This window comes from Nonomuraea sp. 3-1Str (assembly GCF_031570565.1).
Classification (GTDB): Bacteria; Actinomycetota; Actinomycetes; order Streptosporangiales; family Streptosporangiaceae; genus Nonomuraea.
The window spans coordinates 31336-57164 of sequence record NZ_JALHBK010000021.1; the positions used below are offsets into that span (position 1 = coordinate 31336).

Genomic DNA, 25829 nt, shown 5'->3' on the forward strand with positions numbered 1-25829 from the left:
CAATCGGACGCAACGTGTCCACTTAAATCGGACCAGATTGGTCCACTTGTCGCTAGGCTGGCGGCATGACGGCAACAGCACTCGCGGTGGACCGGCTCCTGGACGACGGCTCCGGCCGACGCCCGCGCGCCGACGCCCGGCGCAACGTGGAGCGCCTCGTCGTCGCCGCCCGTCAGGCCGCCGCCGAGGGCGGCGAGATCACCGCCCACGAGATCGCGCGCCGCGCCGGTGTGGGCATCGGCACGTTCTACCGCCGGGTCGGCTCACCCGAGGCCCTGCTGGAGGCGGTCCTCAGCGAGGTGCTGGGGGAGATCGTCGCCAAGGGCGACGAGGGGATGGCAGATCCGGACCCCTGGGCGGGCTTCACGACGTTCGCCCTGTCCTACATCCGCCTTCGCAACGAGCTGTGCGACGTCAACAAGCGCCTCGGCGACGTCCTTGACCATTCCCGAGCCGAGCTGCGCGACCGCATCCGGCTCCTGGTGGAGCGCGCCCAGCGGGCCGGAGTGATGCGTACGGACGTGACCTGGGAGGACGTGGCGTTCCTCATGGTGGCCGCGTCCTCCACCGGACCCCACACCCTGGGCCTCCAGGCGGGCGCCCGCCAGTGGGACCGCAACCTCCAGGTCGTCCTGGACGGCCTGCGGACCCCCGATCCCGGCACCCTCCCCGGCGAGCCGCCCGCTCTGGCCCTCTGACCCGCCGTCGCCAGACCCGGCCGGGCCGTCAACGGCGACCGGGTCAGGGGCGGAGGCGAAGGGTGTGGACGGCGGCCTGTTTGACCGAGTCCGGCTTGGAGCGCATCGGCAGCAGCTCGCCCCTGGCCCAGGTCTCCGCCTGGTCCCAGTAGTTGGCGTGGAAGGCGTGACCCGAGGCGCCCGTCAGGTTGATCCAGCGGGACTTGTCCAGGTCCGCCAGGTCCACCACCATCCGCATCGACGGCACCGACGTGACCGCGTACCCCTTGGCGACGTTCCAGCCGGTGGCGTCCACCGCGTCCTTGCCGCCCGCCACCCTGAGCGGGCCCCGGTTGAACAGCGCCTCCACCGGCGCGATGCCCGAGGTGCCGAGCGAGGCGTTGGTGAGCGTGAGCCGGTGCAGGTCGCCCCAGCGCCAAGCGCGGACGTCGGGGCCGAGCAGCTCCGACACCTCCTGGTAGGCGTCGGCCATGGCCTGCCGCAGGATGTCGTCGCGGGTCTCCGTGCGGCCCTTGGTGGTGGTGTCGTCCCAGAACGGGTCGTCGGGTGTGTCGAGCAGCCGCCGCACCACCACGTACCACCGGTCGCCGCCGCTCGCGCGGGCGCCCTCGGGGAGGTCGTCGTCGAAGGTGGCGCTCAGCAGGTGGCGCCAGACGGCGTTGAAGTACGCGGCGGGCGCGGAGTCGACGCCCTGCGAGCCGTCCCAGTCCTTCAGCAGCTCCCTGGCCTGCACGGCGGCCCCGGCGAGCTCCACGTCCATGAGGGCCGGCACCAGGGTCTCCGCCAGGCCGTTGCAGGTGTCCTGCTGGATCGAGGACATGGTCGAGGCGTCGACGTCGCCCTTGGCGATGGCCTCCCGCAGCCGGTCGGTGATGCGCTGCGAGCGGTAGCCGTACGACCAGTCCTTGGTCAGCAGCGGCTGGTAGCGGCGCGGGTCGATGACGGCGTTGTTGGCCGTGACGATGTAGCCCTCGGGCGGGTTCTCCACCGACGGGAGGCGGTCGTACGGGATGGGCGCGGTCTTCCAGTCGTACTCGCCCGTCCAGCCGGGCACGGGCCAGGTGCCGTCGCCCTTCTCGCGCACCGGGATCCGGCCGGGCGCCTGGTAGCCGATGTTGCCGGACGTGTCGGCGTACACGAGGTTCTGGGCGGGCACCTCGAACAGTGCGGCCGCCGCCCGGAACTCGTGCCAGTCGCCCGCCTCGTTGAGCGCGAAGATCGCGTCGGCGGTGCGGCCGGGCATCAGCGCGGTCCACTGGAGCGCCACCGCGTTCGCGCCGGCCGACGGCTTGACGTCGCCCATGACCTCGTTGATCAGCGGCCCGTGCCTGGTGCTGCGCACCTCGATGGTGACGGTGTCGCCGCCCGCCACCTTGATCTTCTCCTGCCGCTTCTCCAGCTTGACCTGCTCGCCCTGGTACAGGTACGTGTCACCCGTCACCTGCTCAAGGAACAGGTCGGCCACGTCCGGCCCCAGGTTGGTGAACCCCCAGGCGATCTTGTCGGTGTGGCCGATGACGACGCCGGGGACGCCCGAGAAGGTGAAGCCCGTCACGTCGTACGAGCACCGCTCCGACAGCTCGCGGCAGTGCAGCCCGGTCTGGTACCAGACCGACGGCATCGCGGCGGACAGGTGCGGGTCGTTGGCGAGCAGGGGCTTGCCGCTCCTGGTGTGCTCGCCGGAGACCACCCACGAGTTCGAGCCGATGCCGTCGCGCTCGGCGGTGCTCATCGTGCCGGGCACGGCGTCCAGCGTCCGCGCGGCCTGGGCGAGCGCGGCGGCGGCCGGTCCGTGAGGACGCGTGCCCGCGCGCAGGCGCGGCGCGGCCGTCTGGTCGAACCGGTCCTGCCGGATCGCGCCCCGCGTGACGATCGGCGCGTGCTCGTCGAACGGGTATCCCGGATAGAGCTGCTCGACCCGGTCACGCGGCAGCCTGGTGAGGGCGAGCGCGCGGTCGATCTCGTCCTCCATGTTGGAGCGCAGGTCCCAGGCCATGGCCTTGAGCCAGGCGACGGAGTCGAGGGCCGTCCACGGCTCCGGCTCGGCGTCGACGCCGGTCGCCTTGAGCACGGAGTACTCGAGGCTGCGGTCGGAGGCGTTGGGGTTGGCCTTGAGCCAGGCGTTCACGCCCTTGGCGTACGCGTCGAGGTAGCGCCGGGTGCGCTCGGACAGCTCGGACAGCTCCTGCTCGGCCACCCTGCGCCAGCCCATGGTGCGGATCGCCTTGTCGCTGTCGAGCGTCGCCTCGCCGAACAGCTCCGACAGCCGCCCGGCGGTGACGTGCCGCCGGAAGTCCATCTCCCAGAACCGGTCCTGCGCGTGCACGAACCCCTGCGCCATGAACAGGTCCTCGGAGGTGTCCGCGTAGATCTGCGGGATTCCTGATTTATCGCGATAAATCTCTACATTCCCGGTTAAGCCGGGCAGCCGGAGCGACCCGTCCACCTGAGGGTAGGACTTCCGTACGGTGTGGACGACGACGCCCGTCAGCACCAGCGCGAGGGCGAGGAGAACGGTCAGCGCCCGCGCCAGCCAGCGCAATGGCCAGGGCAGCCAGGCGTAGGGCCTCAACCTCACGAATACCTCCGATCCTCCGCGTCCTCCCGCGCCGGACCCTTAGTCTGACAGCCCCTGATCACTCCTCTCGCCCGGCTCGCACCGGCTCCGGGAGCTCCCGAATCCGCCTGTCACGGCGCATTCATTCATGATCACGTTCCGTGCGGGAGCGCTCGGGGCGAGGGTCTCAGCGGCTCTTGCCGATGTCGCTGGACAGGTCGAGCCCGAGCACCTGGTCCACGTGCAGGAACGACTCGAACTTCGTCCCCGGCGGCACCGACGCGTCGTCCGCCAGCTCCCGCAGCGCCCGCAGCGCGCCCGGAGTGTCCAGGTCGTCGTCGAACGCGGTCTCGACGCGCTTGACGTACTCGGCGGCCATGGGCGCGCTGGGCGACTCCGACCACTCCGCCACCAGGGTCCGCCAGTGGCGTACGGCGCGGTCGGCGGCACGCAGGGAGTCCCAGGTGAGGACGATCGGCCGCCGGTAGTGGTGCTCCAGGAACGCCATCCGCACGGCCAGCGGATCCAGCCCGGCACCCACGACCTCGGCCAGCGACACCCCGCCGTCCCCGGCGTCCCCCGTGTCCGGCGGCGGCGCTTCGCCCTCCCGCGCGTGCCCGCCCGGCTCGCGGTCGTCGAAGCGCACGTCCGCCGCCTGGACCCGGTGCCGCGCCACCTCGCGCCCGGCCGCCGCGTCGGACTGGGCGCGCTCACGGTCCTCGTACGGCCGGCGCGGCCCGGCCCCGCCCACGTGGACGTCGACGCGCCCCCCGAGCAGGCCCAGCGCCACGGCCGAGCACACCACGTGCGGACCCGGCACGCCCCGACCCCAGGGCGAGTCCCAGGACGGCTCGCCGCCCGAAGGAAGCCACAGCACCCAGTCGGCGGGGGAGCGCCCGCCCTCGGAACGCTCACCGGCAGGCAGCGGCGGCAGACCGGGGAACGAGCCGGCGTCGAAGAACACCGGCCCCTCCGGCGCTACGTAGGCGTGCCCCTTCTCCACCAGCGCCCCGACGAGCTCGACCACGTACGGGATCGTCTCGGCCACGGACGGCGCGTGCTCGGCCGGCCGGCAGTTCAGCGCGGCGGCGTCCCGGAGCGCCTGCGCGCCGGCCTCCCCCGACCCGCGCGGCGAGCAGGCCACCACCCGCACCCGGCCGCGTTCGAGGATCCGCCGGATCAGGTCCGCCAGCAGGAGCGACCGCAGCTCACCGAGTCCGGGCCGCCCGTCCGGCCGCCCGCCGGGAAAGCCGCCGGCGACCCCGCCCGGCCCCGACCGCCCGTCCGGCCGGCCGGTCACGGCGGTCCCGCACGCGTACGTCCGCAGTGCCCGCCCGGCGGCGATCTCCTCGGCCGTCCCGGTCCGGCTGTCGTGGATCCGTAGCATGGCTCCGAGCCTAACCGGCCCGCCCGTGCCCGGAGATCACCGCGCCGCCCCGCACCGGACCCGGGGAGGCCGGTACACGAGCGCTCAGCCGCCCAGGAAGCCGAGGATGTCGCGGTCGCCGCGCTCCCGCAGCCGGGCCAGCACCTCGTCGCGCGTCGCCGTGTCCGGCAGCCCCACCCGGGCGCCGATCAGCCGCAGCCCCTCGGCCTCGGAGGTCACCGGCGCGGTGTAGCCGATGAGGTAGAGCGCCCGGTTCAGCGGCGGCATCGTCACCGGCGCGGCCGGCAGGTAGCGCGTCAGCAGCTCGCCGCCGTCGGACACGGTCAGGAAGACGTGGTCGCCCTCGCCGGCCTTGAAGTCGGCCAGCACGTTGCGGATCGACCCCATGGTGGGCTGGTTGTGCCAGCTCACCACCACGTCCCCGGACGGCGTGGACGCGGTGAGCTGCCCGCCGGGAGCCATGCCCAGGTACGCCGCGAACCCGGTCGGCAGCGGCGAGCCCGACCCGCGCAGGTGCTCGGCGTTGACGTCGACCCGGTGCCACCACCGCCCGTCGCGGCTGCGGAAGCTGCGGCGCGTCAGCGAGACGTCCTTGCGCGGCTGGTACGGCTCCGCCGCGCCGCCGGCGGGCGCGGTGCCGGCCACCCGGATCCAGCCCCGCTGGGTCCGCTCGAACCCCGGTCCGCCCGAGTAGGCGCGGACCGAGCTCTCGCTGACGTCGTAGCGGGAGGTGAGGTTGGTGACGATGGTGCTGACCGACGCCTCGCCGCCGGCCCGCTCGATCTCGCGGGCGATCATCTCCCGGATGCCGAGGTACTCGTCGCCGCCCCACCGGGTCAGCCCGTACTTGTTGCGGTCGACCCGCAGGAACCGGTCGTCGGCGGTGAGCTGGTTGCGGATGCCGACGAGGCTGTAGTCCTCGCCGATGCGCTCCTGGATCTCCTCCGGCGGCAGCGGCTTGCCGGCCACGGCCAGGACGGCCTCGGCCTTCTCGTTGATGCTGCGCGGCCATGGCACCACATGCTGCTCCAGCACGCGCAGCTGCGGCACGGACTTGATCCAGCGCTCGGCGACATCCTCGCGAACCCCGAGCTGGGCGACCATGGTGACGGCCTCGGCGAGCGGTCGCGGGCCGTCGGTGAAGAGCTGGCGCGTCTTCTCCCGCAGCTCCTCGGCGCCGCCCGCGACGAGCCAGCCCTCGGACTGCTCGTAGCCGGTCAGCAGCGTCCGTACGAACCTCCAGGCGGGGATGCCGAGCGTGCGCAGCTCCGCGCGGTGCCACGGCACGGCCGCGGCGAGGTCGTCGGACGGCACGGCGGATCCGAGCCGTCCGCGGAGCCAGGTGACGTGCGCGACGAGCGGCACCGCGTCGGGACCGCCGAGCCAGGCCTCCACGTGGTCGCGCAGGTCCCGCTCGATCTGCCTGATGCGCTCCCGGGTGACCGAGAAGCGCTGCGCCAGCTCGTCCAGGGTGACCCGCTGGACCGCGTAGAGCCGGTCGCGGGCGATGGCCCGCTGCCGGTCGTCCATGGCCCTGAACAGGCCGTCGACGAGGTCGGGCAGCGGCTTGTCGCGCCGGACGGGGACGGCCGGCGCGTCGGCGGGCTCCAGCAGGCGCTCGAACACCCCGCCGAACAGCTTCTGGACCACGTCCTTGCCCAGCATCTCCGGCGTGCGCTCGGCCTCGGCCGGGTCGGAGAAGCGCAGCAGCGGCAGGATGTCGCCGAGCAGCAGGTGGCCCCAGCAGGCCACGGCGAGGTCGGCGAGGTGGCCGGCGACGCCCTGGGTGCCGATGACGGCGCAGGCGCGGTCGAGCGGGATCGCCTGCCACCAGGCCTCTGGCAGCTGGGGATCTTCCACGATGGGCGCGACCTGACCAGGAGAGGTCCAGCGCACAGGTGGCGCGAGGTCGCTCAGGCTGAGGTTCATTCGGGTCCAACCGGCAATGGGAAGAAATCCGCAGTTCAGACTATGTGCTCAGAACGACAGAAATGGGCTGCCCCTTCCTGAGTGGGAGACGTAAAGGATCGATCGCGCCCGCGTGCACGCCACGTACAGCATGCCGCGTTCGCGCTGGAGCGCGCGGGCCCGGGCCGCCGGGTCGTCGGGCGGCGTCTCGGGCACCACGCCCTCGGCCACACCGATGACCGCCACCCTCTCGAACTCCAGGCCCTTCAGGTTCTGGAACGTCGACACCCGCACCTCCCGGTCGCCGAGCGCCCGCCGGGCCTCCCGCACCAGCGCGGGCGTGCGCGCGGCCACGGCGATCTCACCGGGCGGCACCCCCTCGGCGAGCCAGGCGCCGACCGTTCCGGCCAGGCCGGCGAGCTCCGCCTCGGGCGACTCGTAGGCCAGCACCACCGGTCGTCCGCCGTCGCGCGTCGCGCGCAGGCCGTACAACGGAGACATACCCTTGACCAGCCCGTCCACCGGCCCGCCGCCCCGCAACCGGACCGCGAACGTCAGCAGCTCCTGCGGCAGCCGGTGGGAGACCCGCAGCGTGCGCTGCTCGGCCGGGATGCCGAGCGCGCCGAGGGCCACGCTCGTGTCGGTCACCCGCTGGTGCGGGTCGCCGACGATGAACAGGTCGTCGTGCGTGTGCGGCGCCGCCGCCCGCAGCAGCCGCCACTGCGCGGGGCTGTAGTCCTGCGCGTCGTCCACGACGATGTGACGGTACGGCTTGCGTCCCGGATCGACGTCGTCGAGCAGGTCGCCCGTCGTCCTCGACAGCAGCCGGAGCGCCTCGTCGGTCAGCTCGGCCAGCGTCCGGGCCCCCGGCCCGATCAGCGCGGGACGGCGGCCCTCGGCGTCGCTCACGATGCGCATGGCCAGCCGCTCGGGGTTGTCCACCTCGACCCGCTTGCGCACGGACTCGTCGGCGATGAGCGTGTCCAGCCGGGCCGACAGGTCCTCGCCCAGGCTCTGGGAGAACGTCACCAGCAGCACCGGCCCCTTGCCCCGCGCGGCCAGATGGGCGGCCCGGTGCAGCGCCACGAGCGTCTTGCCGGTGCCCGGGCCACCGATGACCAGCAGCGGCTGCTCGTAGCGGGGGGCGTGGGCCAGCCGGTGCTGGGGCGGGTGCAGGAACGTGCACCACTCCGGCGCGCTCAGCACCCGGTCCAGCTCCACCTTGTCGGCGACGAACGCCGCCCGGTCCGGGCTGCGGCGCAGGGCGGCGTGCAGGTCCTCCGTGTCGATCTGGCGCGGCTCCTCGTCCACGGCGCGCCAGCCGTCGAGCTCCCGCCACGCCTCCGACAGGGTTCCGCCACGGGCCAGCACGGACAGGGGGGCGTGCTGGGTGGGCGGCAGGAGGGGTTCGAGCGCGTCCACGTCGGCCTCGGTGGTGATCAGCCGGATCAGGGGCAGCGCCCGCACGTCGATGCCCAGCGCGAGCAGGTCGCCGTCGCAGATCGGGTCGAACAGCCGTGCCGGGCCCGCCGACCTGCGCAGCGCCGGCTCCACCCGTTCGAGCGCGTCGGCGTCCCACTCCTCGACGACGCCCAGGACGGGGTTGATGCCGAAGCGGTGCCGGCGGGCGTGCGACCACGCCTCGGCGTCGGGCAGCACCGTGCGCAGCCAGTACACGTCCCGCTGCCGCACCACGACGCCGCGATGGCCCTCGCCCAGGCGCAGCGTCGCCACCCGCGCGTCACGCGCGCCCCGCACCCGCTCGGGGTGCGGGCCGCCCGCCACGTTCAGCAGGAACCGGCGTAACGCGACCACGGCGTCCCTGCGCACCGGCGGAGCCAGTGCGCTGAGCCGCCCGGGGAACCCGGGGCCGATCGCGAGCCGCGGCACGCCGGCTCAGTCCAACAGGGCGAGCAGGTCGCGGTCGCCGCGCTCGCGCAGCCGGTTCAGCAGATCCGGCAGGGCCACGGGCCCCGTCAGGCCGATCCGGGTGGCGATCACCCGTGCGGCCTGGTCGCGGGTGCCGCCCGGAGCGGTGTAGCCGACCAGGCGGAGCGCCTTCGTGATCTTCTCGGCGCCCTGCGCGGCCACCGGCAGGTGCCTGGCCCGCAGCACGCCCTCGTCCGACAGTGTGAGGAACAGGTGGCCGCCCTCCTTCGCGCCGACGTCCACCAGCAGCCGCTCCACCGACTCCAGCACCGGTCTGCCGTGCCAGGTCATCGTCAGCTCTCCCGCCGCGCTGCGCACCGTCCGCGTCTCGCCGGGCGACAGCCCCAGGTACGCGGCGAACCCGGTCGGCAGCGCGCACTCGCCCCCGCCGAGCTGCTCCGCCGTCACGTCCACGCGCAGCCACCACCTGCCGTCCGGCTGCCGGAAGCAGCGCCGTGTCTGCGAGACGTCCTTCAGCGGCTGGTACGGCTTGCCGCCCCCCTGCTCGCCCCCGTGCTGCTCGCCCCCGTGCTGGCCGGCCTCGTGCGGACCGGCCTCGTGCAGGCCGGCCTCATGCTGACCGGCTTCTTGCAGGCCGGCGGCGGGAGGCTCGTCCACGTGGTGCTCGCCGGACCCGCCGTTGCTCTCCCCGGACGCCGGCGTGGCCGGCATGAACGCCTGGAACATGGACGGCCCGGGCGGTCCGGGTGGTCCGGGTGGTCCGGGCTGCGCGGGCGGCCTGGGCTTCCGGACGGGGAGCTCGGGCGCTGGGGACGCCGGTGGGGCGGCCGGCACGCCGTTGGCGGCGGGCACGGCTGCCTGCGGGGGCCGGGGCGGCAGGGTGGCCAGCACGAACTGCCAGGCCGGCACCTCCAGCGCCTTGATCTCCTTGGCGTGCCAGGGCGCGGCTCCGATGACCCGGTCGCGGGGCGCGGCGGGGCCGATCGTCCTGCGCAGCTCGTCCAGGTGCTCCCGGTACGGGGCCGCCTCGTCACTGGCCAGCCACTGGTCGAGGCGGGCCCGCAGCCGCTCCTCGGTCTCGGAGATCTCGGTCGGCGGCACGGCGAACAGCTTGGCGAGCTGGTCCACGGCGGACGGCTCGTCGGTGAAGACCCGGTTCTGCGCGACGGCCCAGCTCTTGTCGTCGAGCCCGGCGAAGGCCGCCTCGATCAGCTGGGACAGGTCCCGCGCCGCCTGCCCGCCCTCGGCCTCCGGCTCGTCGTCCTCGGTCTCGTCGTCCTCCGTCGCGGGGCCGTCGCCCTCCGGCCGACGGCCGTCGAGCTCGGCGGCCTGCGGCTCCTCGTCCTGCGGCTCCACGGCCTCAGGCTCTTCCGCGCGCGGCTCCGCGGCCTCATGATCCGCGGCCTCATGATCCGCGGCCTCGTGATCCACGGGCTCGGGCTCCACGGCCTCGGGCTCCGCGATCTCTTCGGCCTCGGAGTCCGCGACCTCGTCCACGATCTCCGGCACATCGGGCCCGGCCTCGGCCTCGACGGCCTCCAGCTCAGCCTCGACGGCCTCCGGCTCGGGCTCCTCGGACTCGGCGGCGTCCACGGCCTCGACCGGCGCCTCCACCGGCTCGGGCGCGGGCCCGCCCGCGACAGGCGCGTCCACGGCAGCCTCGGCGCCCACAGGCTCTGCCACGACGGGCTCTGCCACGGCGGGCTCTGCCACGGCGGGCGAGGCCACGGCGGGCTCAGCGACGGCGGGCGAGGCGGCAGCGGGCACGGGCGGCACGACGGATGGGGCCGGCACGACGGACGCGGCAGCGGGGGAGGGCAGAGGGGACACCCGGGCGAACACCGCGGAGAACAGCGTCCCCAGCACCGCCCGCGCCTGGATGAACGGCTGGTCCACCAGCTCCCGGCCGGTCAGGGCGAGCAGTCCCGCCCACGAGCCGGCGCGGTCGAGCGCGATGGCGACGTGCGGCTCGTCCGCCTCCTCGGGATCCAGCACGTGCAGCGCGGGCAGGATGTCACCCACGGCGGCGGCGGGCCACTGCTCCAGCGCGATCTCCGTGAGCAGCTCTCCCAGTGCCTCCGGCCCGATGACCGCGAGGACGCGGGGCAGCGGCAGGCTGCGCCACCAGGCGTCCGGAAGGTCCGGCTGCCCGGTGAGCAGCGTGATCGTGGACGCGTCGCTCCACCTCAACGGTGGTACGAGGTCGCTCAGGCAGAAGTTCATCCCGTTCCGTTCACCGGCCCCTCACGCCGCCGTGTCGTCGCAAGGCTCGTCAAGCTGATCAAAACGTGCGTATCGCGGTGCGGGCACAGTCTCGCCGCCCACGGAACAGACCATAGTCCGGCAAAACAGCCCTACGCATCATGGACTACGCATCAGCGCCGGACAGCGGCGAAGCGCAGGCGCACGTAATCCGCCATCCAGCCCGTCTCCCTGCGCAGCGCGGGCGCGGCCAGCTCGTTGACCCGGCCCAGCAGCGGCGCGACGACCTCCGAGGGCAGCCCCTCGATGACCGAGGAGGCGAACATCCGCACCCAGTCGGCGGCTCCGCCGGGGCACTCCTCAAGGGGCGTGGGACGGTCGAAGTACTCCAGCAGCCGCACCACGAAGCCTTCCTGCTCCAGGCGGCGGGCGTACTCGGCGGGCGTGGGGAAGTACCAGGGCAGGTCGGGCTCGCGCAGCCCGTACTCGCGCCAGGCCGTCAGCATGGCGGCGGTCAGCTCGGCGCAGTTGCCCGCCCCGCCCATCTCGGCGACGAACCGGCCCCCCGGGACCAGGGCCTCGCGGACGTTGGCGATGACGGTGGCCGGGTCGCGGCTCATCCAGTGGAGCGCCGCGTTGGAGAAGACGGCGTCGTAGGCCTGGACGACGGTGAAGTCGTGGCCGTCGCCGACGATGAAGTCGATGCCGGGGTGCTGCGCGAGCGCCTTCTCGATCATGGCGGGGGAGCCGTCGATGCCGAGCACCTCGGCGCCGCGCGCGGCGATCTGGGCCGTCAGCACGCCGGTGCCGCAGCCGAGGTCGAGAACACGCTCCCCGGGCCGCGGATCCAGCAGGTCGACCAGGGGAGCGCCCTGGGTGGAGACGTAGCCGAAACTGCCGTCGTAGGCGCGACTGCTCCACCGCTCCAAGCTCGGTGCGTCATATCGCAAGACGATCAGCTCACATTCGTCAGACATCGGGCCCCCGTGGCCGTGCTGTCCGTTCACTTTAGAGGCTGAGCGTCGCTATGACATACCGAGTCACATCGGTCTCACCGGACGCTCTTTGTCCATTCTCTCTTTAGATAGGACTTTCCCGCGTCGGTTTGCGGGATCGTGAGCAGGACCGGCGGTCCGGGCGGGACGGGCAGCTTGGCGGCCTGCTCGGTGTCGAGCTTGCCGCGCATGAGCATGGCCTCCGCGCGCGCCGGCCGGGCGTACCCGCGCTGCAGCAGATTCTGGCCCTCGTCGGAGAAGAGGAACTCCTCCCACAGCCGGGCCGCGGCCGGGTGCGGCGCGCTCTTGGAGATGGCCTGCACGTGGTACGAGCCGAGCGGGGCGTCCTTCGGGATCGTGACCCTCCATCCGTCGGGGTTCTGCGCGGCGCGGCGGGCGTTGACGTGGTCCCAGCTCACGATCACGTTCGCCTTGGCGGGCTCGGTGAGCCGCCCGGCGTGCCCGAGCCTGCCGAACAGCTCCACCCCGCGCCGCGGGTGGGGCGTGCCGCGCTCCAGCGAGGCCGCCATGACGCCGTCGAAGGCCGCCTCCGCGCGCAGCGGGTCGCCGTCGAGCGCGACCGTGTAGCCGGGCTTGGTGAGGTCGGCGAACGAGGTGGGCGCGGGGACGCGTGGGTCGTAGCCGATCGACATGTACGAGCCGTAGGCGGCGTACCAGGCGCCGGTCGGGTCCTTGACGTCGTCCGGCAGGTCCTGCCAGCCCGCCACCTTGTACGGCGAGAAGTGGCCGGCGTGGGCCACCGCCACGTCCAGCGTGAGGTCGTACACGTCGGGCTTGGGCTGCACCGCCGCCTGGAGCTGGCGGGCGCTGCTGGCGTTCGGCTCCAGCTCGTTCACCTTGACGCCGTACTTGTCGGTGAAGGCGGCGAGGATGCCCCCGTAGTTGACCCAGTCGTGGGGGAGCCCGATCACGGTGAGCGACCCCTCCTGGCGGGCCGCCGCCACGAGCCGGTCCATGTCGCCGAAGCCCTCCTTGAGGGAGAGGGCCCGCGCGTTCACCGGCGGGAGCGGCTTGGACGGCGTGCTGGTGGTGGACGCGCCGCACCCGGCGCTGACGAGGATGGCTGCCGCGGCGGCACACATACGTACGGTCACACGGCGAATACTCGCCGCTACGGACGCCCAGGTCGAGGAGGCGCGGCCGGTACGATCCTGGCCGCCACCAGACTCTCCTCGGAGATCTCCACGAGCGTGCCGTCCCTTTTACGCACCCGCAACACGCCGTGCTCCCACGATTCCAGGACGCCGACCGCGTCGCTGAACCCGCCGGGAACCCGTCTGCGCGTGGTGATCCGGGCGCCCACGTCGGCACTTGTGACGCTGATCACCAGACGAGCGGCCATGAGTTTGCCACCCTCCGTTTCGGCCAGCCGACAAGCACGGCAATACTAGGGCCTAGCAAACCGCGGTCAGATTCAGCCATGGTGGCGGAGAAGAAGGAGCTCGAGGTGACCTACGTCATCGCGCAGCCTTGCGTGGACGTCCTGGACAAGGCGTGCATCGAGGAGTGCCCCGTCGACTGCATCTACGAGGGCGAGCGCATGTTGTACATCCACCCGGACGAGTGCGTGGACTGCGGAGCGTGCGAGCCGGTGTGCCCCGTCGAGGCCATCTTCTATGAGGACGACCTTCCTGAGCAGTGGAAGGACTTCTACAAGGCCAATGTCGACTTCTTCGAGGACCTGGGCTCGCCCGGCGGCGCCTCGAAGGTCGGGAAGATCGAGAAGGACCACCCGGTCGTCGCGGCGCTGCCGCCTCAGGGTGAGGGCGACTAGCCGCCCGCACGCCGTGGGCGGTCGCCCGGCCGGCCCGGCGCCACGGTGTGCGCCGGTGCCGTGACGTGCGCCGTCGCGGTACGGCCCGCACCACCGAGACCTGGAGTTCCGTGAACACCCTGCCCGACTTTCCCTGGGACAAGCTGGAGCCCTACAAGGAGCGCGCCCGCGCCCATCCCGACGGGGTCGTCGACCTGTCGATCGGTACCCCGGTCGACCCGGTGCCCCCGGCGGTCCAGGAGGCGCTGACCGCGGCCTCCGACAGCCCCGGCTATCCGATGACGCACGGCACCCGGCGGCTGCGCGAGGCGGCGGCGGGCTGGCTGCGGCGCAGGCACGAGGTCACGGTGGACCAGCGCGACGTGCTGCCGCTGATCGGGTCCAAGGAGTTCGTCGCCTGGCTGCCGACCTATCTCGGCGCCAAGCGGGTGGTGCTGCCCGAGCTGGCCTATCCCACGTACGACGTGGGCGCGCGGCTGGCGGGCGCCTCGACGCTGGCCTCGGACGGCCTGCTGGCCCTCGGCCCCGAGCGCCCCGACCTGGTGTGGATCAACTCGCCGGGCAACCCCACGGGCCGCGTGCTCCCGGCCGAGCACCTGCGCAAGGTGGTGGCCTGGGCCCGCGAGCGCGGCACGGTCGTGGCCTCCGACGAGTGCTACATCGAGCTGGGCTGGGAGGAGCGACCGGTCTCCATCCTGCACCCCGACGTCTGCGGCGGCTCCCACGAGGGGCTGCTCGCCGTCCACTCGCTCTCCAAGCGGTCCAATCTGGCCGGCTACCGAGCGGGTTTCGTCACGGGCGACCCGGCTCTGGTGAAGCGCCTGCTGGAGGTCCGCAAGCACGCGGGCATGATCATGCCGGCCCCGGTGCAGGCGGCGATGGCCGCCGCGCTGGCCGACGACGGGCACGCCGACGAGCAGCGGGAGCTCTACGCGGCCCGCCGCGCGCGGCTGCGCCCGGCGCTGGAGGCGGCCGGCTGGCGCATCGACCATTCGACAGCGGGTCTCTACTTCTGGGCGTCCAACGGAGAAAAATCGTGGGATCAGGTCGGCAAGCTCGCTGATATCGGTATTTTGGTCGCGCCAGGGGAATTCTACGGAGCGGCGGGCGGGCAGCACGTGCGCATCGCGGTGACCGCCACCGACGAGCGCGTCGATGCGGCGGTACGCCGCCTCCAGTAGGATCCCGGCACAGCCCGCCCCCCCGGCGGGCGCGTACATGTCAATAAGGGCGTTACTCAGGGCGTTGACAAAGGCGCTCGCCGAGACAGACCGCGAGTGGAGCGAGCTGAGCTATGGGCATGACCGCCATGGTCGTACTCGGACTGAGCATCGCCACCGTCCTCCTGCTGCTGGTGGCCTTCCTGGTCGTCATGCGCCAGGGCAGGAAGGGCCGGACTGCCGAGCCGCCGGTCGAGGTCGCTCCCCTCGAGACCCCGTTGCCGGCGCCGGTGGGCGTGGTGCTGTATGCCGGGTCCGACTACGCCGACCCCCGCACGATCAAGGTCGGCGACGGGATCGAGGTCCACGGCTCGCCCGCGCGTGTGCTGGGCGCCGTGTTCGTCTCCTGGCAGGGGCACGAGTGGACGGAGTTCCTCCTGCGCGACGTCGCCCGCCGCCGGCAGTGGCTGTCGGTCGAGATGCTCCAGGGCGACCCGCCGCACCTGGAGGTGTTCATGTGGACCGAGGTGCCCACGCAGGGCATGGTCCCCGCCAAGAGCATGCTCATCATGGAGGGCGTCGAGTTCTTCCCCATCGAGCGCGGCACGGCGGCCTTCCGGTGCGAGGGCGACACCGGCCTGCCGGAGCGCGGCCTGCTCGACTTCGCCGACTACCGGGCCTCCGACGGCAGGCTGCTGTCCTTCGAACGGATCCAGGGCGGCTCGTGGACCGCCAGCTACGCCAGCCCGCTGGCCCCCGGCTCCATCGCCATCGTCAGCCGCGCCACCTGACCCGGGCACGTCCCGCTACGACAGCTCCACCTGGGCGTCGCCGGCCTTGCCGCCGGCCTTCCAACCCTCCACGTTCGCGTCGTTCTTCCACACCGCGCCGCTGAACCCCACCCGGCTCAGTCCGTACTTCTGCGCGTACGCCACCGACCAGGCCGCGATCAGCCATCCGCGGCGCGTGCTCGTGACGGCCGGGTCGCCGATGGCCCGCGCTAGCTGGCGGCGCGCCTCGGTGGCCTTGGGCTTCGGCGGCGCCGTCTCCCCCTTGGCCGGCGGGTACCAGCAGTGGAGGGCGCGCGGCACCCGGCCGGTGAACGTCGCGGCGAGGATCTTGGCGTCCTCCTCGTGCGGGGCGTAGGCGTAGCCGCCCGCCGAGCGCTGCACCTCCTGGGCGGCCTCGGCCAGCGGGATCTTCCGGTAGTTCTTGACCTTCACCAGTGCCGCGAAGAACTTGTTGGTCGCGTAGACCGGGTCCATGAGCTGCTTCTTCTTGCCCCAGCCCTGCGACTCGCGCTGCTGGAACACCCCGACCGAGTCGCGGTCGCCCCCGGGCAGGTTGTAGAGCTTGGACTCCTGGAGCGCCGTGGCGTAAGCGATCACCACGGCCCGCTCGGGCAGCCTGCGGCGCGCCGCGACGGCGGCGATGGTGGCCGCGATCTGCGCCTGCTCGATGTCGAGGTCGAGGACGCCCTCCGGGGTGCGCACGCTGCAGTAGGCCTCCGGAGGGGCGAGCGGCTGCGCCTTGCTGAGCAGCTTGAACAGGCCCACGGAGATCGCCACCGCGAGCACGACGACGATGGCCGCGATCGTGATGACACCGCGGGAGAAGCGCACGCGCACTCTGGAAAACCTACCCGGCCGGATAAGCTCCGTGGCCATGAGTGACCAGAGCACGTCGTCACCGATCCCACCGGCGGTCGACGCCCTGTGGGAGCTGCGCGCGGAGCTGTCGCCCCAGGACACCGAGGCGCGCGCCGTGGTGGTGGGCGCGATCGACCTGCTCGACACCGGCAAGGCACGGGTGGCCGAGGTGTCGGACGGCGAGGTGGTGGTGGACGAGCGGGCCAGGCGGGCGATCCTGCTCGCCTTCAAGGTGCTCGGCATGGCCCGGTCGCAGGTGGGCGACTTCCAGCACATCGACCGGGTGCCGCTCAAGACCACGTTCGACGGCGTGCGCGTGGTGCCCGGCGCGATCGCCCGCTGGGGCTCGTACGCCGCGCCCGGTGTGGTGCTGATGCCGTCGTTCGTCAACATCGGCGCCCACGTCGGGTCCGGCACGATGGTCGACACGTGGGCCACGGTCGGATCGTGCGCCCAGATCGGCGCCAACGTGCACCTGTCGGGCGGCGTGGGCATCGGCGGCGTGCTGGAGCCGCCCGGGGCGCTGCCGGTGGTCGTGGAGGACGACGCGCTGGTCGGCAGCCGCGCCATGCTCGTCGAGGGCGCCCGGGTGGGACGTGGCGCGGTGGTCGGGGCGGGCACGATCCTGTCGGCGTCGATCCCCGTGATAGACGTGGAGACGGGCGAGGAGCTGGCCCGTGGCCGGGTGCCCGACTGGTGCGTGGCCGTCGGCGGCACCCGTCAGAAGGAGTTCCCCGGCGGCACGTTCGGCCTGCCGTGCGTGCTGGTGATCAAGCGGCTGGAGCCGGGGCAGCGGCACGACAAGGCGGCGCTCAACGAGGCGCTGCGCGAGCACGGGGTGAACACGTGATGCTGGACCTGACCCAGGACGTCCGCGACCTGACCGCGGCGATCGTCGACATCGAGTCGGTGAGCGGCGACGAGCGGGAGCTGGCCGACGCGGTGGAGGGGGCGCTCGGCGCGCTGCCGCACCTGAAGGTCGACAGGTCCGGCGAGACGGTCGTCGCCCGCACCACGCTCGGGCGGGGCGAGCGCGTGCTGATCGCCGGGCATCTCGACACCGTCCCCGTCCACGCCAACCTGCCGAGCCGCGTCGAGGGCGACCTCCTCCATGGCTGCGGCACCTCCGACATGAAAGCGGGCGTCGCCGTCGCGCTCAAGCTCGCCGCGGCGCTCCCCGCGCCCAACCGGGACGTCACGTACGTCTTCTACGACTGCGAAGAGGTCGAGGCCGAGCGCAACGGGCTCAACCGGGTCGCCCGCGACCACGCCGACTGGCTCGCCGCCGACTTCGCCGTGCTGATGGAGCCGACGGACGGGGTGATCGAGGGCGGCTGCCAGGGCACGCTTCGGGCCGAGGTGCTGGTCACGGGCAAGCGTTCGCACAGCGCCCGGTCGTGGTTCGGGGTCAACGCCATCCACGGCATCGAGCCGGTCCTGGCCCGGCTGAACGCCTACCAGGCGCGCCGGCCGGTCGTCGACGGGCTGGAGTACCACGAGGGGCTGAACGCCGTCGGGGTGCGCGGCGGGGTCGCGGGCAACGTCATCCCGGACACGTGCGTGGTCACGGTCAACTACCGCTTCGCGCCCGACCTCACCGAGGACCAGGCGCGGGCGCACGTGCGCGAGGTGTTCGACGGGTTCGAGGTGAGCTTCACCGACGGGGCCCCGGCCGCCCGGCCGGGCCTGACGCACCCGGTGGCGGCGGCCTTCGCCGCGGCCGTGGGCGGCGAGCCGCGGGCCAAGCTCGGCTGGACGGACGTGGCGCGGTTCTCGGCGCTGGGCATCCCGGCCGTCAACTACGGCCCCGGCGACCCGAACCTGGCGCACCAGCAGGGGGAGTACGTCTCCCGGCAGAAGATCGTGGAGAGCGAGCGGGCGATGCTCGACTGGCTCTCGGCCTGACACGGGACCCCGGAACATGAAAGTGGCTTTCCTCGCCGGCCATTTGGCGGGGAAAGCCACTTTCAGTCCCGAGCAGCACCCTCGGCAGTTAGACGCAGGCGAGTCGAAATCCGGTTCCCCTCTTTTTTCATGATTTTTTGCCACCCCCCACACGGGCGTTGACCTGCTATTTTGCTCGGACGGCCCAGTCGGTGGGCCGTCCACGGCCCGGTCCGCGGGGAGGTGCGCCGGCGCCGGAGGGAACGGCCCCTGGTTCAGGGGCACAGAAGGAGGGCTAGCGTGATCCGCATGGATACGACACGTCGCGAGCGCCGTCAGGGCCAGGCCGTGGTCCGTGGCAGCCTCGTCCCCGAATCCACGCACGACCAGCGCCTGCTAGACCGGCAGGGCCCCGCCGACTGGGTCCACATGGACCCGTGGCGGGTGCTGCGGATCCAGGCGGAGTTCGTCGAGGGCTTCGGCCAGCTGGCCGAGCTGCCGCGGGCCGTCACGGTCTTCGGCTCCGCCCGCACCCCCTCCGACTCCGCCGAGTACGCCATGGGCCGCGCGCTCGGCCGGGCCATCGCCGAGGCCGGCTACGCCGTCATCACCGGCGGCGGACCGGGCGTGATGGAGTCGGCCAACCGCGGCGCCTCCGAGATCGACGGCGCCGTCTCGGTGGGACTCGGCATCGAGCTGCCGTTCGAGCAGCGTATGAACGAGTACGTGGACCTGGGCATCGAGTTCCGTTACTTCTTCGTCCGCAAGACCATGTTCGTGAAGTACTCGTGCGGCTTCATCGCCCTCCCCGGCGGCTTCGGCACGCTGGACGAGCTGTTCGAGGCTCTCACGCTGGTGCAGACGCACAAGGTCACCTCGTTCCCGGTCGTGCTCATGGGCTCGGAGTTCTGGGGCGGCCTGATCGACTGGATCAAGAGCACGCTGCTGGGCACCGGCAAGATCGCCGAGCAGGACCTCGACCTGATCACCGTCACCGACGACGTGGACGAGGCCGTGCGCATCGTCGTCGAGTCCGACCAGGCGCGCTCCGGGCTGCGCCAGGAGGAGATCGAGGCGGCCGCGGGCCACACCGCCGAACCCCAATAAGCTGACATGCCGTGAATGTCTGCGTGTTCTGTGCGTCCAGTCAGAAGATCGACCCCAAGTACGTGGAGCTGGCGACGCATGCCGGCACCGAGCTGGCCAGACGTGGCCACACGCTGGTCAGCGGCGGTGCCACCGTCTCCTGCATGGGCGCCGTCACCGCAGCCGCCCGGGCGGCGGGTGGGCGCACGATCGGCGTCATCCCTCAGGCGCTGGTGGACATCGAGATCGCCGACCGCGACTCCGACGAGCTGATCGTCACCCCCGGCATGCGCGAGCGCAAGGGCGTCATGGACGAGCGGTCCGACGCCTTCCTCGTGCTGCCGGGCGGCATCGGCACCCTGGAGGAGCTGTTCGAGATCTGGACGGCCCGCGTCCTGGGCATCCACGACAGGCCCCTGGTCATCCTCGACCCGTGGGGTCTGTACGCGCCGCTGCGCGCGCTCGTGGAGCACATGTACGACGAGGGGTTCACCCGGGCGAACGTCTTCGACGCGATCTCGTGGACGACGTCGGTGGAGGAGGCGCTCGACCACATCGAGAGCCGCGCCCAGCCGGTGCGCCCCACGGCGGAGGAGCTGGGCGAGGCCACGGGCTGAAACCACGGGCCTCGGATCACGGAGCCTCGGGCCCCGGCGTTCAGGGCCCGAGTGTTCAGGGCCCGAGTGTTCGGGGCCCAGGTGTCCGGGGCCGGTGCTTTCAGTCCGGTGCTTTCAGGCCAGGGCGCGGCGGGCCAGGGCCGGGGGGCGACGGCCGGCCAGCGACTCCGTCATCTCCAGCGCCAGGCGTACCTGGTCGGTGTGCTCGGTGACGAACACCCGCGCGCCGTGCCAGCAGTAGACGGCCGCCGCGGCCAGCGCGGCATCGAGCTCCGGTGGCAGGGTGACCAGCACGGTCGCGCCCGCCCGCGCGAGCGCCGCGGCCTCGGCGGGCGAGCCCGCGGGGGTCCAGGCGGGGTCCGGAGACGCACCGGGTGCGACAACTGCGGGACTCATGCCTCGATGGTATGAGTACGATGCCCATGTGCTGGTCATCCTCGCCATCGCGGCGCTCGCCATCCTGGCCTGCGTGGTGCTGGTCTCCCTTGGCAGGGGCGGTGAGCTGACCGAGTTCCCGCCGGACGTGCCGCCCCTCGACCTGCCCGAGGCCACGCGGCTCACGGCTGTCGACTTCATGGCGCTTCAGCTTCCGGTCAACATCGTCGGCTATCACACACAGAGCGTCGACGAGACGTTGCGCAGAGCCGCCAGCGCGATCAGCGCCCGCGACACGCGCATCGCCGTGCTGGAGCAGCGAGTCTCGGAGCTGATGTCGAGCCGCCTGTACGCGCGCCAGGAGCTGTACGCCTCGCCCGGCGGCGCGCCACGGACCGACCACGAGCCCGACGGCCCCGCCGAGCTGCCCAGCCTGCCCGAGGACGGCGACCCGATCGCAGCTCAGCCCGACCCGATCGCCGCTCAGCCGGAGCCGATCGCGATCCCGGCCGCCGAGGTGGCGCCCGCGGAAGAGCCGGGCACGCCTGCCGCGGACGGCGTTCCGGCGGATGCGAACGGCGTTCCCCCCGAGCCAGAGCCCGAGCCCGAGCCCGAGCCCGGCGAGAAGGCCGCGCACACCGGCGAAGGGACCGCGGACACGCGCGACGAGACAGCGGACCCCCACGAGGAGCCCGCGCACACGCGCGAGGAGCCCGCGGACCCCCACGAGGAGCCCGCGCACACGCGCGAGGAGCCCGCGGACCCCCACGAGGAGCCCGCGCACACGCGCGAGGACACTTCGGGCCCGCGCGACGAGGCCGCGGACACGCGCGACGAGACGGCGGACACGCGCGAGGAGGCCGCCCGCACGCGGGTGGAGCCGGCGCGGGCGGTGGCGGGCAAGGAGGGGGACGAGCGCGCGTGACCGAGCTGATCCGCTGTACCTGGCCGGGCCTGGCCGACCCCCTCTACACGGCCTACCACGACGAGGAGTGGGGCCGTCCCGTCCACGGTGACGACAAGGTGTTCGAGCGGGTGGCGCTGGAGGCGTTCCAGTCCGGGCTGTCGTGGCTGACGATCCTGCGCAAGCGGGAGAACTTCCGCGCCGCCTTCGACGGCTTCGCCATCCCGAAGGTCGCCGCGTACACCGAGAAGGACGTCGAGAGGCTGCTCGGCGACGCCGGGATCGTCCGCAACCGCGCCAAGGTCGAGGCCGTGATCAACAATGCCCGCGTCGCGCTCGACCTGCCCGGCGGGCTGTCGGAGCTGGTGTGGCGGCACGCCGACCCGGGCGCCCCGACGCCGAGGACGATGGCCGACGTGCCCGCCGTCACGCCGGGCTCCAAGGCGCTGGCCAAGGAGCTGAAGCGGCATGGGTTCAGATTCGTCGGCCCGACCACCGCCTACGCGCTCATGCAGGCGATCGGCCTGGTCAACGACCACATCGAGGGCTGCCTGGCGCGCCCCCCGGCGACGGGCGTGCTCAGCGGCCGGTGAACGACGGGCGCTCCTTGGCCAGGAAGGCCCGGGTGGCGTCGCGGTGGTCGCGGGTGGCGGCGCACTCGTCCTGCAGGAGCGCCTCCAGCTCCAGCGCCTCCGGCAGCGTGTGCGTGGCGGCGTAGGCCAGCGCCCGCTTGGTGGCCGCGTATGCGCGCGTGGGCCCCTGCGCGAGCCGTACCGCCAGCTCCCCGGCGGCCTTGAGCACGTCGTCCGGCGGCACCACCCGCGTGACGAGCCCCAGCTCCAGCGCCCGCGCGGCGTCGACCGGCTCGCCGAGCAGCATCAGCTCGGCGGCGCGCCCCGCGCCGACGAGGCGTTGCAGCGTCCAGGACGCCCCCGAGTCGGGCGCGAGCCCGATGCCGGAGAACGCGAGCGCGAACTTGGCCCGCTCCGAGGCGATCCGCAGGTCGCAGGCGAAGGCGAGCGAGGCACCCGCCCCCGCGGCGACGCCGTTGACGGCGGCCACCACCGGCTTGGCCATGGTGGTGATGAGCTCCACCAGCGGGTTGTAGTGCTCGCGCACGGTGCCGGCCAGCCCGCGCCCGGCCTCCAGGTTGTCGGCGTGCTCGCGCAGGTCCTGGCCGGCGCAGAAGGCCCGGCCGGAGCCGGTCAGCAGCACCGCCCGCACCTGGTCGTCGCCGGCCGCCCGGCGCAGCGCCTCCAGCAGGGCCGACTTCACCTCGGCCGTCAGCGAGTTCATCGCCTCGGGCCGGTCGAGCGTGACGGTGGCGACGGAGTCGGTCAGGTCATAGCGGATCACGGCAGCTCCCTGTCGACGAACGCGGCGGCTGAGGGCAGCAGGCGGGACGCCTCCTGCTCGAAGTACGCTCTGGCCTGCTCACCGGGCCAGCCGGCCGGCAGCAGCTCGGGCGGCAGGCCGGGGTCGCGGAAGAGGAAGTTGCGCCACCCGTGCACGAGCCTGCTCCTCGTCGCGAACACCTGGTCGTCCGGCGCCCCGCCCGGCAGCGCCCCGACCAGCGTGGCAGCCTCCGTCAGCCATCGCTCGTACGCCTCGCCGACGGCGTCCAGATCCCAGATCCGGGCCACCAGCTCGCGGGGGTCGCCCTCCAGCGCCGCGTCGAACCTGTCGGCACGCAGCCCCTCACTGGCGAGCAGGTGGTCCACCTCCCGGGAGGAGCGCGGCCCGGCCCAGGTGGTCTCCGACAAGGGCGCGTACCCGAGGAACGCGAGAACGGCCTTGACCCGGTCCCTGCGCGGCCGATCCCTCATCGGCTCCAGAACGATCAGGTGCCACCGTCCGTGCCAGGCCGGTGTTCCCGCTCGGTAAATTCTCGACGCTGCGTCGTCCAGTCTTCTGACGCACTTCGGCGTGAGCCCGTAGCCGGCCCCCTGGGGCAATCTGACGGGCTCCAGCCAGCCCTGCCTGACCATGCGGGAAACGGCGGTCCGCACGGCGGGAGCGGCGATCTCCAGGGGTTTCATGAGGCGTACGAGAGCCGCCACGGAGGCCTGTCCGCCGCGCGGGCGCAGGTGGTCTCCATAGAGGTCGAACAGGGCGGCGCGTGCGTGCACGCTGTCCAGTTTGGACGTCTTCTCCACCCCCGACAACGCATTCTGGGAGGAGATCGTTACCCATGAGCGCTCTCGATGCGGGAGAATAGGACATCACAGAAGACGTGAATGCGCCGCCCTCCCTAGCGGGCGGACTGAAAACCGCGGGCCGCGGGAGCCCAAGGCAGGAAGGGATGCACGCATGGCGGCGATGAAGCCGCGGACCGGCGATGGTCCGCTCGAGGTCACCAAGGAAGGGCGCGGCATTGTCATGCGGGTCCCTCTGGAGGGTGGTGGCCGGCTCGTCGTGGAGATTTCCGCAGACGAGGCCAAGGCGCTCGGCGAGGCGCTGAAGAACGTCGTCGGCTGAGAGCTCCCGAGTAAGACCTGGTCCGACGGCCCTGGCGTATCCGCGCGCCAGGGTCGCTGACGTTTGAGGAGAATGTTCCGTGCCCATTGAGACCACTGCATCGGTGGTCGCCGGCGTCCCGGACGACGCCGAGCTGCTGGCCGTCCCCTACACGCCCGAGCTGATTCCCGCCGTCGAGCTCGACCTGCCGGTGCCCCTGCCCGGCCTGCTGGCTCACTACGAGGCCAAGGGCGAGGCCGGCGAGATCGTCGAGGTCCCCGTGGCACGGGAGGGCGGCGTCGGGCGCGTCCTGCTGTACGGCGTCGGCGACGGCTCGCCGAAGGCGCTGCGCAAGGCGGCGGCGGGGCTGACCCGCAGGGTCAAGGGCCGCGAGGAGCTGACCGTGGTGGCGCCGGAGGGTGACGTCGCCGCGTTCGCCGAGGCCGCGCTGCTGGCCGCGTACTCCTTCCGCATCGGCCGGCCGGGCAAGCCGCCCGTGCGCTCGCTGCGGTTCGTGTTCGCCGACGAGCAGGCCGTCCGGCGGGGAGAGACCGTCGCGCAGGCCGTGGCGCTGGCCCGTGACCTGGCCAACACGCCCGCGTCGGTCAAGACGCCCGCCTGGCTGGCCGAGCGCGCCGCCGAGCAGGGCGTGCCCGTGCGGGTGTGGGACGAGGAGCAGCTCCAGGCCGGCGGGTTCGGCGGCATCCTCGCCGTCGGCCGCGGCTCGGCCAACCCCCCTCGGCTCATCCAGCTCTCCTACGTTCCCGAGGGCACCCCCGAGCGGCACGTCGTGCTGGTGGGCAAGGGCATCACGTTCGACTCGGGCGGCCTGTCGCTCAAGCCGACCGAGAACATGAAGACCCAGAAGACCGACATGGCGGGCGGCGCCGTGGTGATCGCCGTCATCGGCGCGCTGGCGCGGCTGGGCGTCCCGGTCCGGGTCACCGGCCTGGTCGCCTCCGCCGAGAACATGCCGTCCGGCACCGCCCAGCGGCCCAGCGACGTCATCACCCACTACGGCGGCCGCACGGTCGAGGTGCTCAACACCGACGCCGAGGGCCGGCTGGTGCTGGCCGACGCGCTGGCCTACGCCGACGCCGAGCTCGACCCCGACGCGGTCGTCGACATCGCCACGCTGACGGGCGCCATCACCGTCGCGCTCGGCCGCAACGTCGGGTCCGTCTACTCCACCGACGACGACCTCGCCGGCGCGCTCGTGGCCGCCGGCCGCGACAGCGACGACCGGCTGTGGCGGATGCCGCTCATCGACGAGTACGCGCCGGCCCTGGAGTCGCCGATCGCCGACCTGGCCAACGTGGAGAGCGGCAGCACCTACGGCGCCGGGTCCATCACGGCCGCGCTGTTCCTCAGGGAGTTCGCGGGCAAGAGGCCGTGGGCGCACCTCGACATCGCCGGAGTGGGCCGCAGCACGGTCGACGACGGGATCCTGACCAAGGGGGCCACGGGCTTCGGGGTGCGGGTCCTGCTGGAGTGGCTGACCCGCGCGTAGCCGCGCGGGGGCCGCGCCCGCGTGGGCCGAAGGGCGGCGGGCGCGGGACGGCGCTAGTCGGCGATCTTGACGGCGGCGAGCAGGCCGTCGCCCAGCGGCATCAGCAGCGACCGGAGACGATCGTCGCCCTGCACCAGCTTCCCCAGCTCCCGCAGGGCGACCGTGTCGGGGTCGCGCTGGGTGGGGTCGGCCACGCGGTTGTGCCACAGCACGTTGTCGAAGGCCACGATGCCGCCCACGCGCAGCAGCCGGACCGCCTCGGCCAGGTAGTCGGCGTACTCCTGCTTGGCCCCGTCGGCGAAGACCATGTCGTAGCCGCCGTCCGACAGCCGGGGCAGCACGTCGAGCGCCCGGCCGGTGATCAGCCGCACCCGCCCGCCGGCGAAGCCCGCCTCGGCGAACGCCTGCCGCGCCAGCCGCTGGTGCTCGGGCTCAACGTCCACGCTGGTCAGCGTGCCGTCGGGGCGCATGCCGCGCAGCAGCCAGAGCCCCGAGACGCCGCAGCCGGTGCCGATCTCGACGACCGACTTGGCGTTGAGCGCCGTGGCGAGGAAGCAGAGCGCCGCCCCGCCCCCGGGAAGGATGGGCACGGCGCCCATCTCCAGGCCGCGCTGCCGCGCCGCGCGCAGGATCTCATCCTCGTGATGGAACTGCTCCGCATAGGCCAGAGTGGCCTCCACCTGACTGGTCATCGGCCTCCTCCCCCCACTTTCGTGCGATTGGTCACCGATCGCAGCCTAGGGGAGTAGCGCCAG

25 protein-coding genes are annotated in these 25829 nt (G+C 72.8%); 12 read left to right on the forward strand and 13 right to left on the reverse strand.

All coding sequences use genetic code 11. The annotated features are described in order from the left end of the window. Nucleotides 1-65: 65 nt before the first annotated feature. Complete coding sequence (locus MTP10_RS28485; RefSeq protein ID WP_310712867.1) at nt 66-698, forward strand: TetR/AcrR family transcriptional regulator; 633 nt, start codon at nt 66-68, stop codon at nt 696-698. Nucleotides 699-741: 43 nt separating this feature from the next. Here MTP10_RS28485 and MTP10_RS28490 read toward each other — a convergent pair whose 3' ends face one another. The 8 genes from MTP10_RS28490 to MTP10_RS28525 all read right to left on the reverse strand — a co-directional run bounded on the left by MTP10_RS28490 (nt 742) and on the right by MTP10_RS28525 (nt 13000). Further along, on the reverse strand, nt 742-3276 hold the full coding sequence (locus tag MTP10_RS28490) for a penicillin acylase family protein (RefSeq protein WP_310712869.1): 2535 nt from the start codon (nt 3274-3276) through the stop codon (nt 742-744). A gap of 166 nt (nt 3277-3442) precedes the next feature. Beyond that, complete coding sequence (locus MTP10_RS28495) at nt 3443-4642, reverse strand: cysteine--tRNA ligase (protein WP_310712871.1); 1200 nt, start codon at nt 4640-4642, stop codon at nt 3443-3445. Between the two features lie 84 nt (nt 4643-4726). Continuing rightward, complete coding sequence (locus MTP10_RS28500) at nt 4727-6502, reverse strand: sigma factor-like helix-turn-helix DNA-binding protein (RefSeq protein ID WP_310712873.1); 1776 nt, start codon at nt 6500-6502, stop codon at nt 4727-4729. Between the two features lie 117 nt (nt 6503-6619). Further along, entirely contained in the window at nt 6620-8440 is a 1821-nt protein-coding gene (locus MTP10_RS28505) for a UvrD-helicase domain-containing protein (protein WP_310712875.1), read from the reverse strand. Between the two features lie 6 nt (nt 8441-8446). Next, complete coding sequence (locus MTP10_RS28510) at nt 8447-10663, reverse strand: hypothetical protein (protein WP_310712877.1); 2217 nt, start codon at nt 10661-10663, stop codon at nt 8447-8449. 152 nt (nt 10664-10815) lie between these two features. After that, a complete protein-coding gene (locus tag MTP10_RS28515) occupies nt 10816-11592 on the reverse strand; it encodes a class I SAM-dependent methyltransferase (protein WP_310712878.1) in 777 nt (258 codons plus the stop codon). A 101-nt stretch (nt 11593-11693) separates the two neighbouring features. After that, a complete protein-coding gene (locus MTP10_RS28520; RefSeq protein WP_310712880.1) occupies nt 11694-12752 on the reverse strand; it encodes an ABC transporter substrate-binding protein in 1059 nt (352 codons plus the stop codon). Between the two features lie 17 nt (nt 12753-12769). After that, nucleotides 12770-13000 (reverse strand): hypothetical protein, encoded by a 231-nt coding sequence (locus MTP10_RS28525; protein WP_310712881.1) that lies wholly within the window; start codon nt 12998-13000, stop codon nt 12770-12772. 105 nt (nt 13001-13105) lie between these two features. Here MTP10_RS28525 and fdxA point away from each other — a divergent pair, with 105 nt between their 5' ends. The 3 genes from fdxA (at nt 13106) to MTP10_RS28540 (ending at nt 15383) form a co-directional block, all read left to right on the forward strand. Then, on the forward strand, nt 13106-13432 hold the full coding sequence (gene fdxA, locus MTP10_RS28530) for a ferredoxin (protein ID WP_310713081.1): 327 nt from the start codon (nt 13106-13108) through the stop codon (nt 13430-13432). Nucleotides 13433-13542: 110 nt separating this feature from the next. Continuing rightward, the gene (gene dapC, locus MTP10_RS28535) at nt 13543-14613 is read left to right on the forward strand and encodes a succinyldiaminopimelate transaminase (RefSeq protein ID WP_310712883.1); all 1071 of its coding nucleotides are present in this window, start codon (nt 13543-13545) and stop codon (nt 14611-14613) included. Between the two features lie 119 nt (nt 14614-14732). Then, the gene (locus MTP10_RS28540; protein ID WP_310712885.1) at nt 14733-15383 is read left to right on the forward strand and encodes a DUF4178 domain-containing protein; all 651 of its coding nucleotides are present in this window, start codon (nt 14733-14735) and stop codon (nt 15381-15383) included. Between the two features lie 15 nt (nt 15384-15398). Here the strand turns inward: MTP10_RS28540 and MTP10_RS28545 are convergent, their stop codons facing one another. Further along, nucleotides 15399-16220: a hypothetical protein gene (locus MTP10_RS28545; RefSeq protein ID WP_310712887.1), complete on the reverse strand. Its 822-nt coding sequence runs from the start codon at nt 16218-16220 to the stop codon at nt 15399-15401. A 37-nt stretch (nt 16221-16257) separates the two neighbouring features. Between MTP10_RS28545 and MTP10_RS28550 the strand changes: the two genes are divergently transcribed. From MTP10_RS28550 to MTP10_RS28565, 4 genes are all read left to right on the forward strand, one after another. Then, nucleotides 16258-17091, forward strand: a complete 834-nt coding sequence (locus MTP10_RS28550; RefSeq protein ID WP_310712889.1) for a 2,3,4,5-tetrahydropyridine-2,6-dicarboxylate N-succinyltransferase — start codon at nt 16258-16260, stop codon at nt 17089-17091. Next, nucleotides 17091-18146, forward strand: a complete 1056-nt coding sequence (gene dapE / locus MTP10_RS28555; RefSeq protein WP_310713082.1) for a succinyl-diaminopimelate desuccinylase — start codon at nt 17091-17093, stop codon at nt 18144-18146. The genes MTP10_RS28550 and dapE overlap by 1 nt, the downstream gene beginning before the upstream one ends. 288 nt (nt 18147-18434) lie before the next feature. Continuing rightward, nucleotides 18435-19232 (forward strand): TIGR00730 family Rossman fold protein, encoded by a 798-nt coding sequence (locus MTP10_RS28560; RefSeq protein WP_310712891.1) that lies wholly within the window; start codon nt 18435-18437, stop codon nt 19230-19232. A gap of 11 nt (nt 19233-19243) precedes the next feature. Beyond that, nucleotides 19244-19828: a TIGR00730 family Rossman fold protein gene (locus MTP10_RS28565; protein ID WP_310712893.1), complete on the forward strand. Its 585-nt coding sequence runs from the start codon at nt 19244-19246 to the stop codon at nt 19826-19828. 114 nt (nt 19829-19942) lie between these two features. On the opposite strand, the gene MTP10_RS28570 is transcribed toward MTP10_RS28565, so the two are convergent. Further along, complete coding sequence (locus tag MTP10_RS28570) at nt 19943-20224, reverse strand: hypothetical protein (protein ID WP_310712895.1); 282 nt, start codon at nt 20222-20224, stop codon at nt 19943-19945. A 28-nt stretch (nt 20225-20252) separates the two neighbouring features. Here MTP10_RS28570 and MTP10_RS28575 point away from each other — a divergent pair, with 28 nt between their 5' ends. Together MTP10_RS28575 and MTP10_RS28580 are read left to right on the forward strand one after the other, a co-directional pair. Further along, nucleotides 20253-21128 (forward strand): hypothetical protein, encoded by an 876-nt coding sequence (locus MTP10_RS28575; RefSeq protein WP_310712897.1) that lies wholly within the window; start codon nt 20253-20255, stop codon nt 21126-21128. Further along, nucleotides 21125-21700, forward strand: coding sequence for a DNA-3-methyladenine glycosylase I (locus tag MTP10_RS28580; RefSeq protein ID WP_310712899.1), 576 nt, complete (start codon nt 21125-21127; stop codon nt 21698-21700). The genes MTP10_RS28575 and MTP10_RS28580 overlap by 4 nt, the downstream gene beginning before the upstream one ends. On the opposite strand, the gene MTP10_RS28585 is transcribed toward MTP10_RS28580, so the two are convergent. Continuing rightward, the gene (locus MTP10_RS28585) at nt 21687-22463 is read right to left on the reverse strand and encodes an enoyl-CoA hydratase-related protein (protein WP_310712901.1); all 777 of its coding nucleotides are present in this window, start codon (nt 22461-22463) and stop codon (nt 21687-21689) included. The two genes, MTP10_RS28580 and MTP10_RS28585, sit on opposite strands and share 14 nt — an antisense overlap. Next, a complete protein-coding gene (locus tag MTP10_RS28590) occupies nt 22460-23236 on the reverse strand; it encodes a PaaX family transcriptional regulator C-terminal domain-containing protein (protein ID WP_310712904.1) in 777 nt (258 codons plus the stop codon). Before MTP10_RS28590 ends, MTP10_RS28585 begins: the two co-directional genes overlap by 4 nt. Nucleotides 23237-23417: 181 nt before the next feature. Here MTP10_RS28590 and MTP10_RS28595 point away from each other — a divergent pair, with 181 nt between their 5' ends. Both MTP10_RS28595 and MTP10_RS28600 read left to right on the forward strand, forming a co-directional pair. Then, nucleotides 23418-23585, forward strand: coding sequence for a DUF3117 domain-containing protein (locus MTP10_RS28595; protein WP_020545024.1), 168 nt, complete (start codon nt 23418-23420; stop codon nt 23583-23585). Nucleotides 23586-23664: 79 nt separating this feature from the next. Beyond that, nucleotides 23665-25074, forward strand: a complete 1410-nt coding sequence (locus MTP10_RS28600) for a leucyl aminopeptidase (protein ID WP_310712915.1) — start codon at nt 23665-23667, stop codon at nt 25072-25074. Between the two features lie 53 nt (nt 25075-25127). On the opposite strand, the gene MTP10_RS28605 is transcribed toward MTP10_RS28600, so the two are convergent. Further along, nucleotides 25128-25766, reverse strand: a complete 639-nt coding sequence (locus tag MTP10_RS28605) for an O-methyltransferase (RefSeq protein ID WP_310712916.1) — start codon at nt 25764-25766, stop codon at nt 25128-25130. Nucleotides 25767-25829 lie beyond the last annotated feature (63 nt).

Coding starts and splice junctions, on each gene's coding strand:
- MTP10_RS28525 (WP_310712881.1), bottom strand. CDS start 13,000: ATGGCCGCTCGTCTGGTGATCAGCGTCACAAGTGCCGACGTGGGCGCC.
- MTP10_RS28595 (WP_020545024.1), top strand. CDS start 23,418: ATGGCGGCGATGAAGCCGCGGACCGGCGATGGTCCGCTCGAGGTCACC.
- MTP10_RS28485 (WP_310712867.1), top strand. CDS start 66: ATGACGGCAACAGCACTCGCGGTGGACCGGCTCCTGGACGACGGCTCC.
- MTP10_RS28510 (WP_310712877.1), bottom strand. CDS start 10,663: ATGAACTTCTGCCTGAGCGACCTCGTACCACCGTTGAGGTGGAGCGAC.
- MTP10_RS28540 (WP_310712885.1), top strand. CDS start 14,733: ATGACCGCCATGGTCGTACTCGGACTGAGCATCGCCACCGTCCTCCTG.
- MTP10_RS28550 (WP_310712889.1), top strand. CDS start 16,258: ATGAGTGACCAGAGCACGTCGTCACCGATCCCACCGGCGGTCGACGCC.
- MTP10_RS28570 (WP_310712895.1), bottom strand. CDS start 20,224: ATGAGTCCCGCAGTTGTCGCACCCGGTGCGTCTCCGGACCCCGCCTGG.
- MTP10_RS28560 (WP_310712891.1), top strand. CDS start 18,435: ATGGATACGACACGTCGCGAGCGCCGTCAGGGCCAGGCCGTGGTCCGT.
- MTP10_RS28605 (WP_310712916.1), bottom strand. CDS start 25,766: ATGACCAGTCAGGTGGAGGCCACTCTGGCCTATGCGGAGCAGTTCCAT.
- dapE (WP_310713082.1), top strand. CDS start 17,091: ATGCTGGACCTGACCCAGGACGTCCGCGACCTGACCGCGGCGATCGTC.
- MTP10_RS28495 (WP_310712871.1), bottom strand. CDS start 4,642: ATGCTACGGATCCACGACAGCCGGACCGGGACGGCCGAGGAGATCGCC.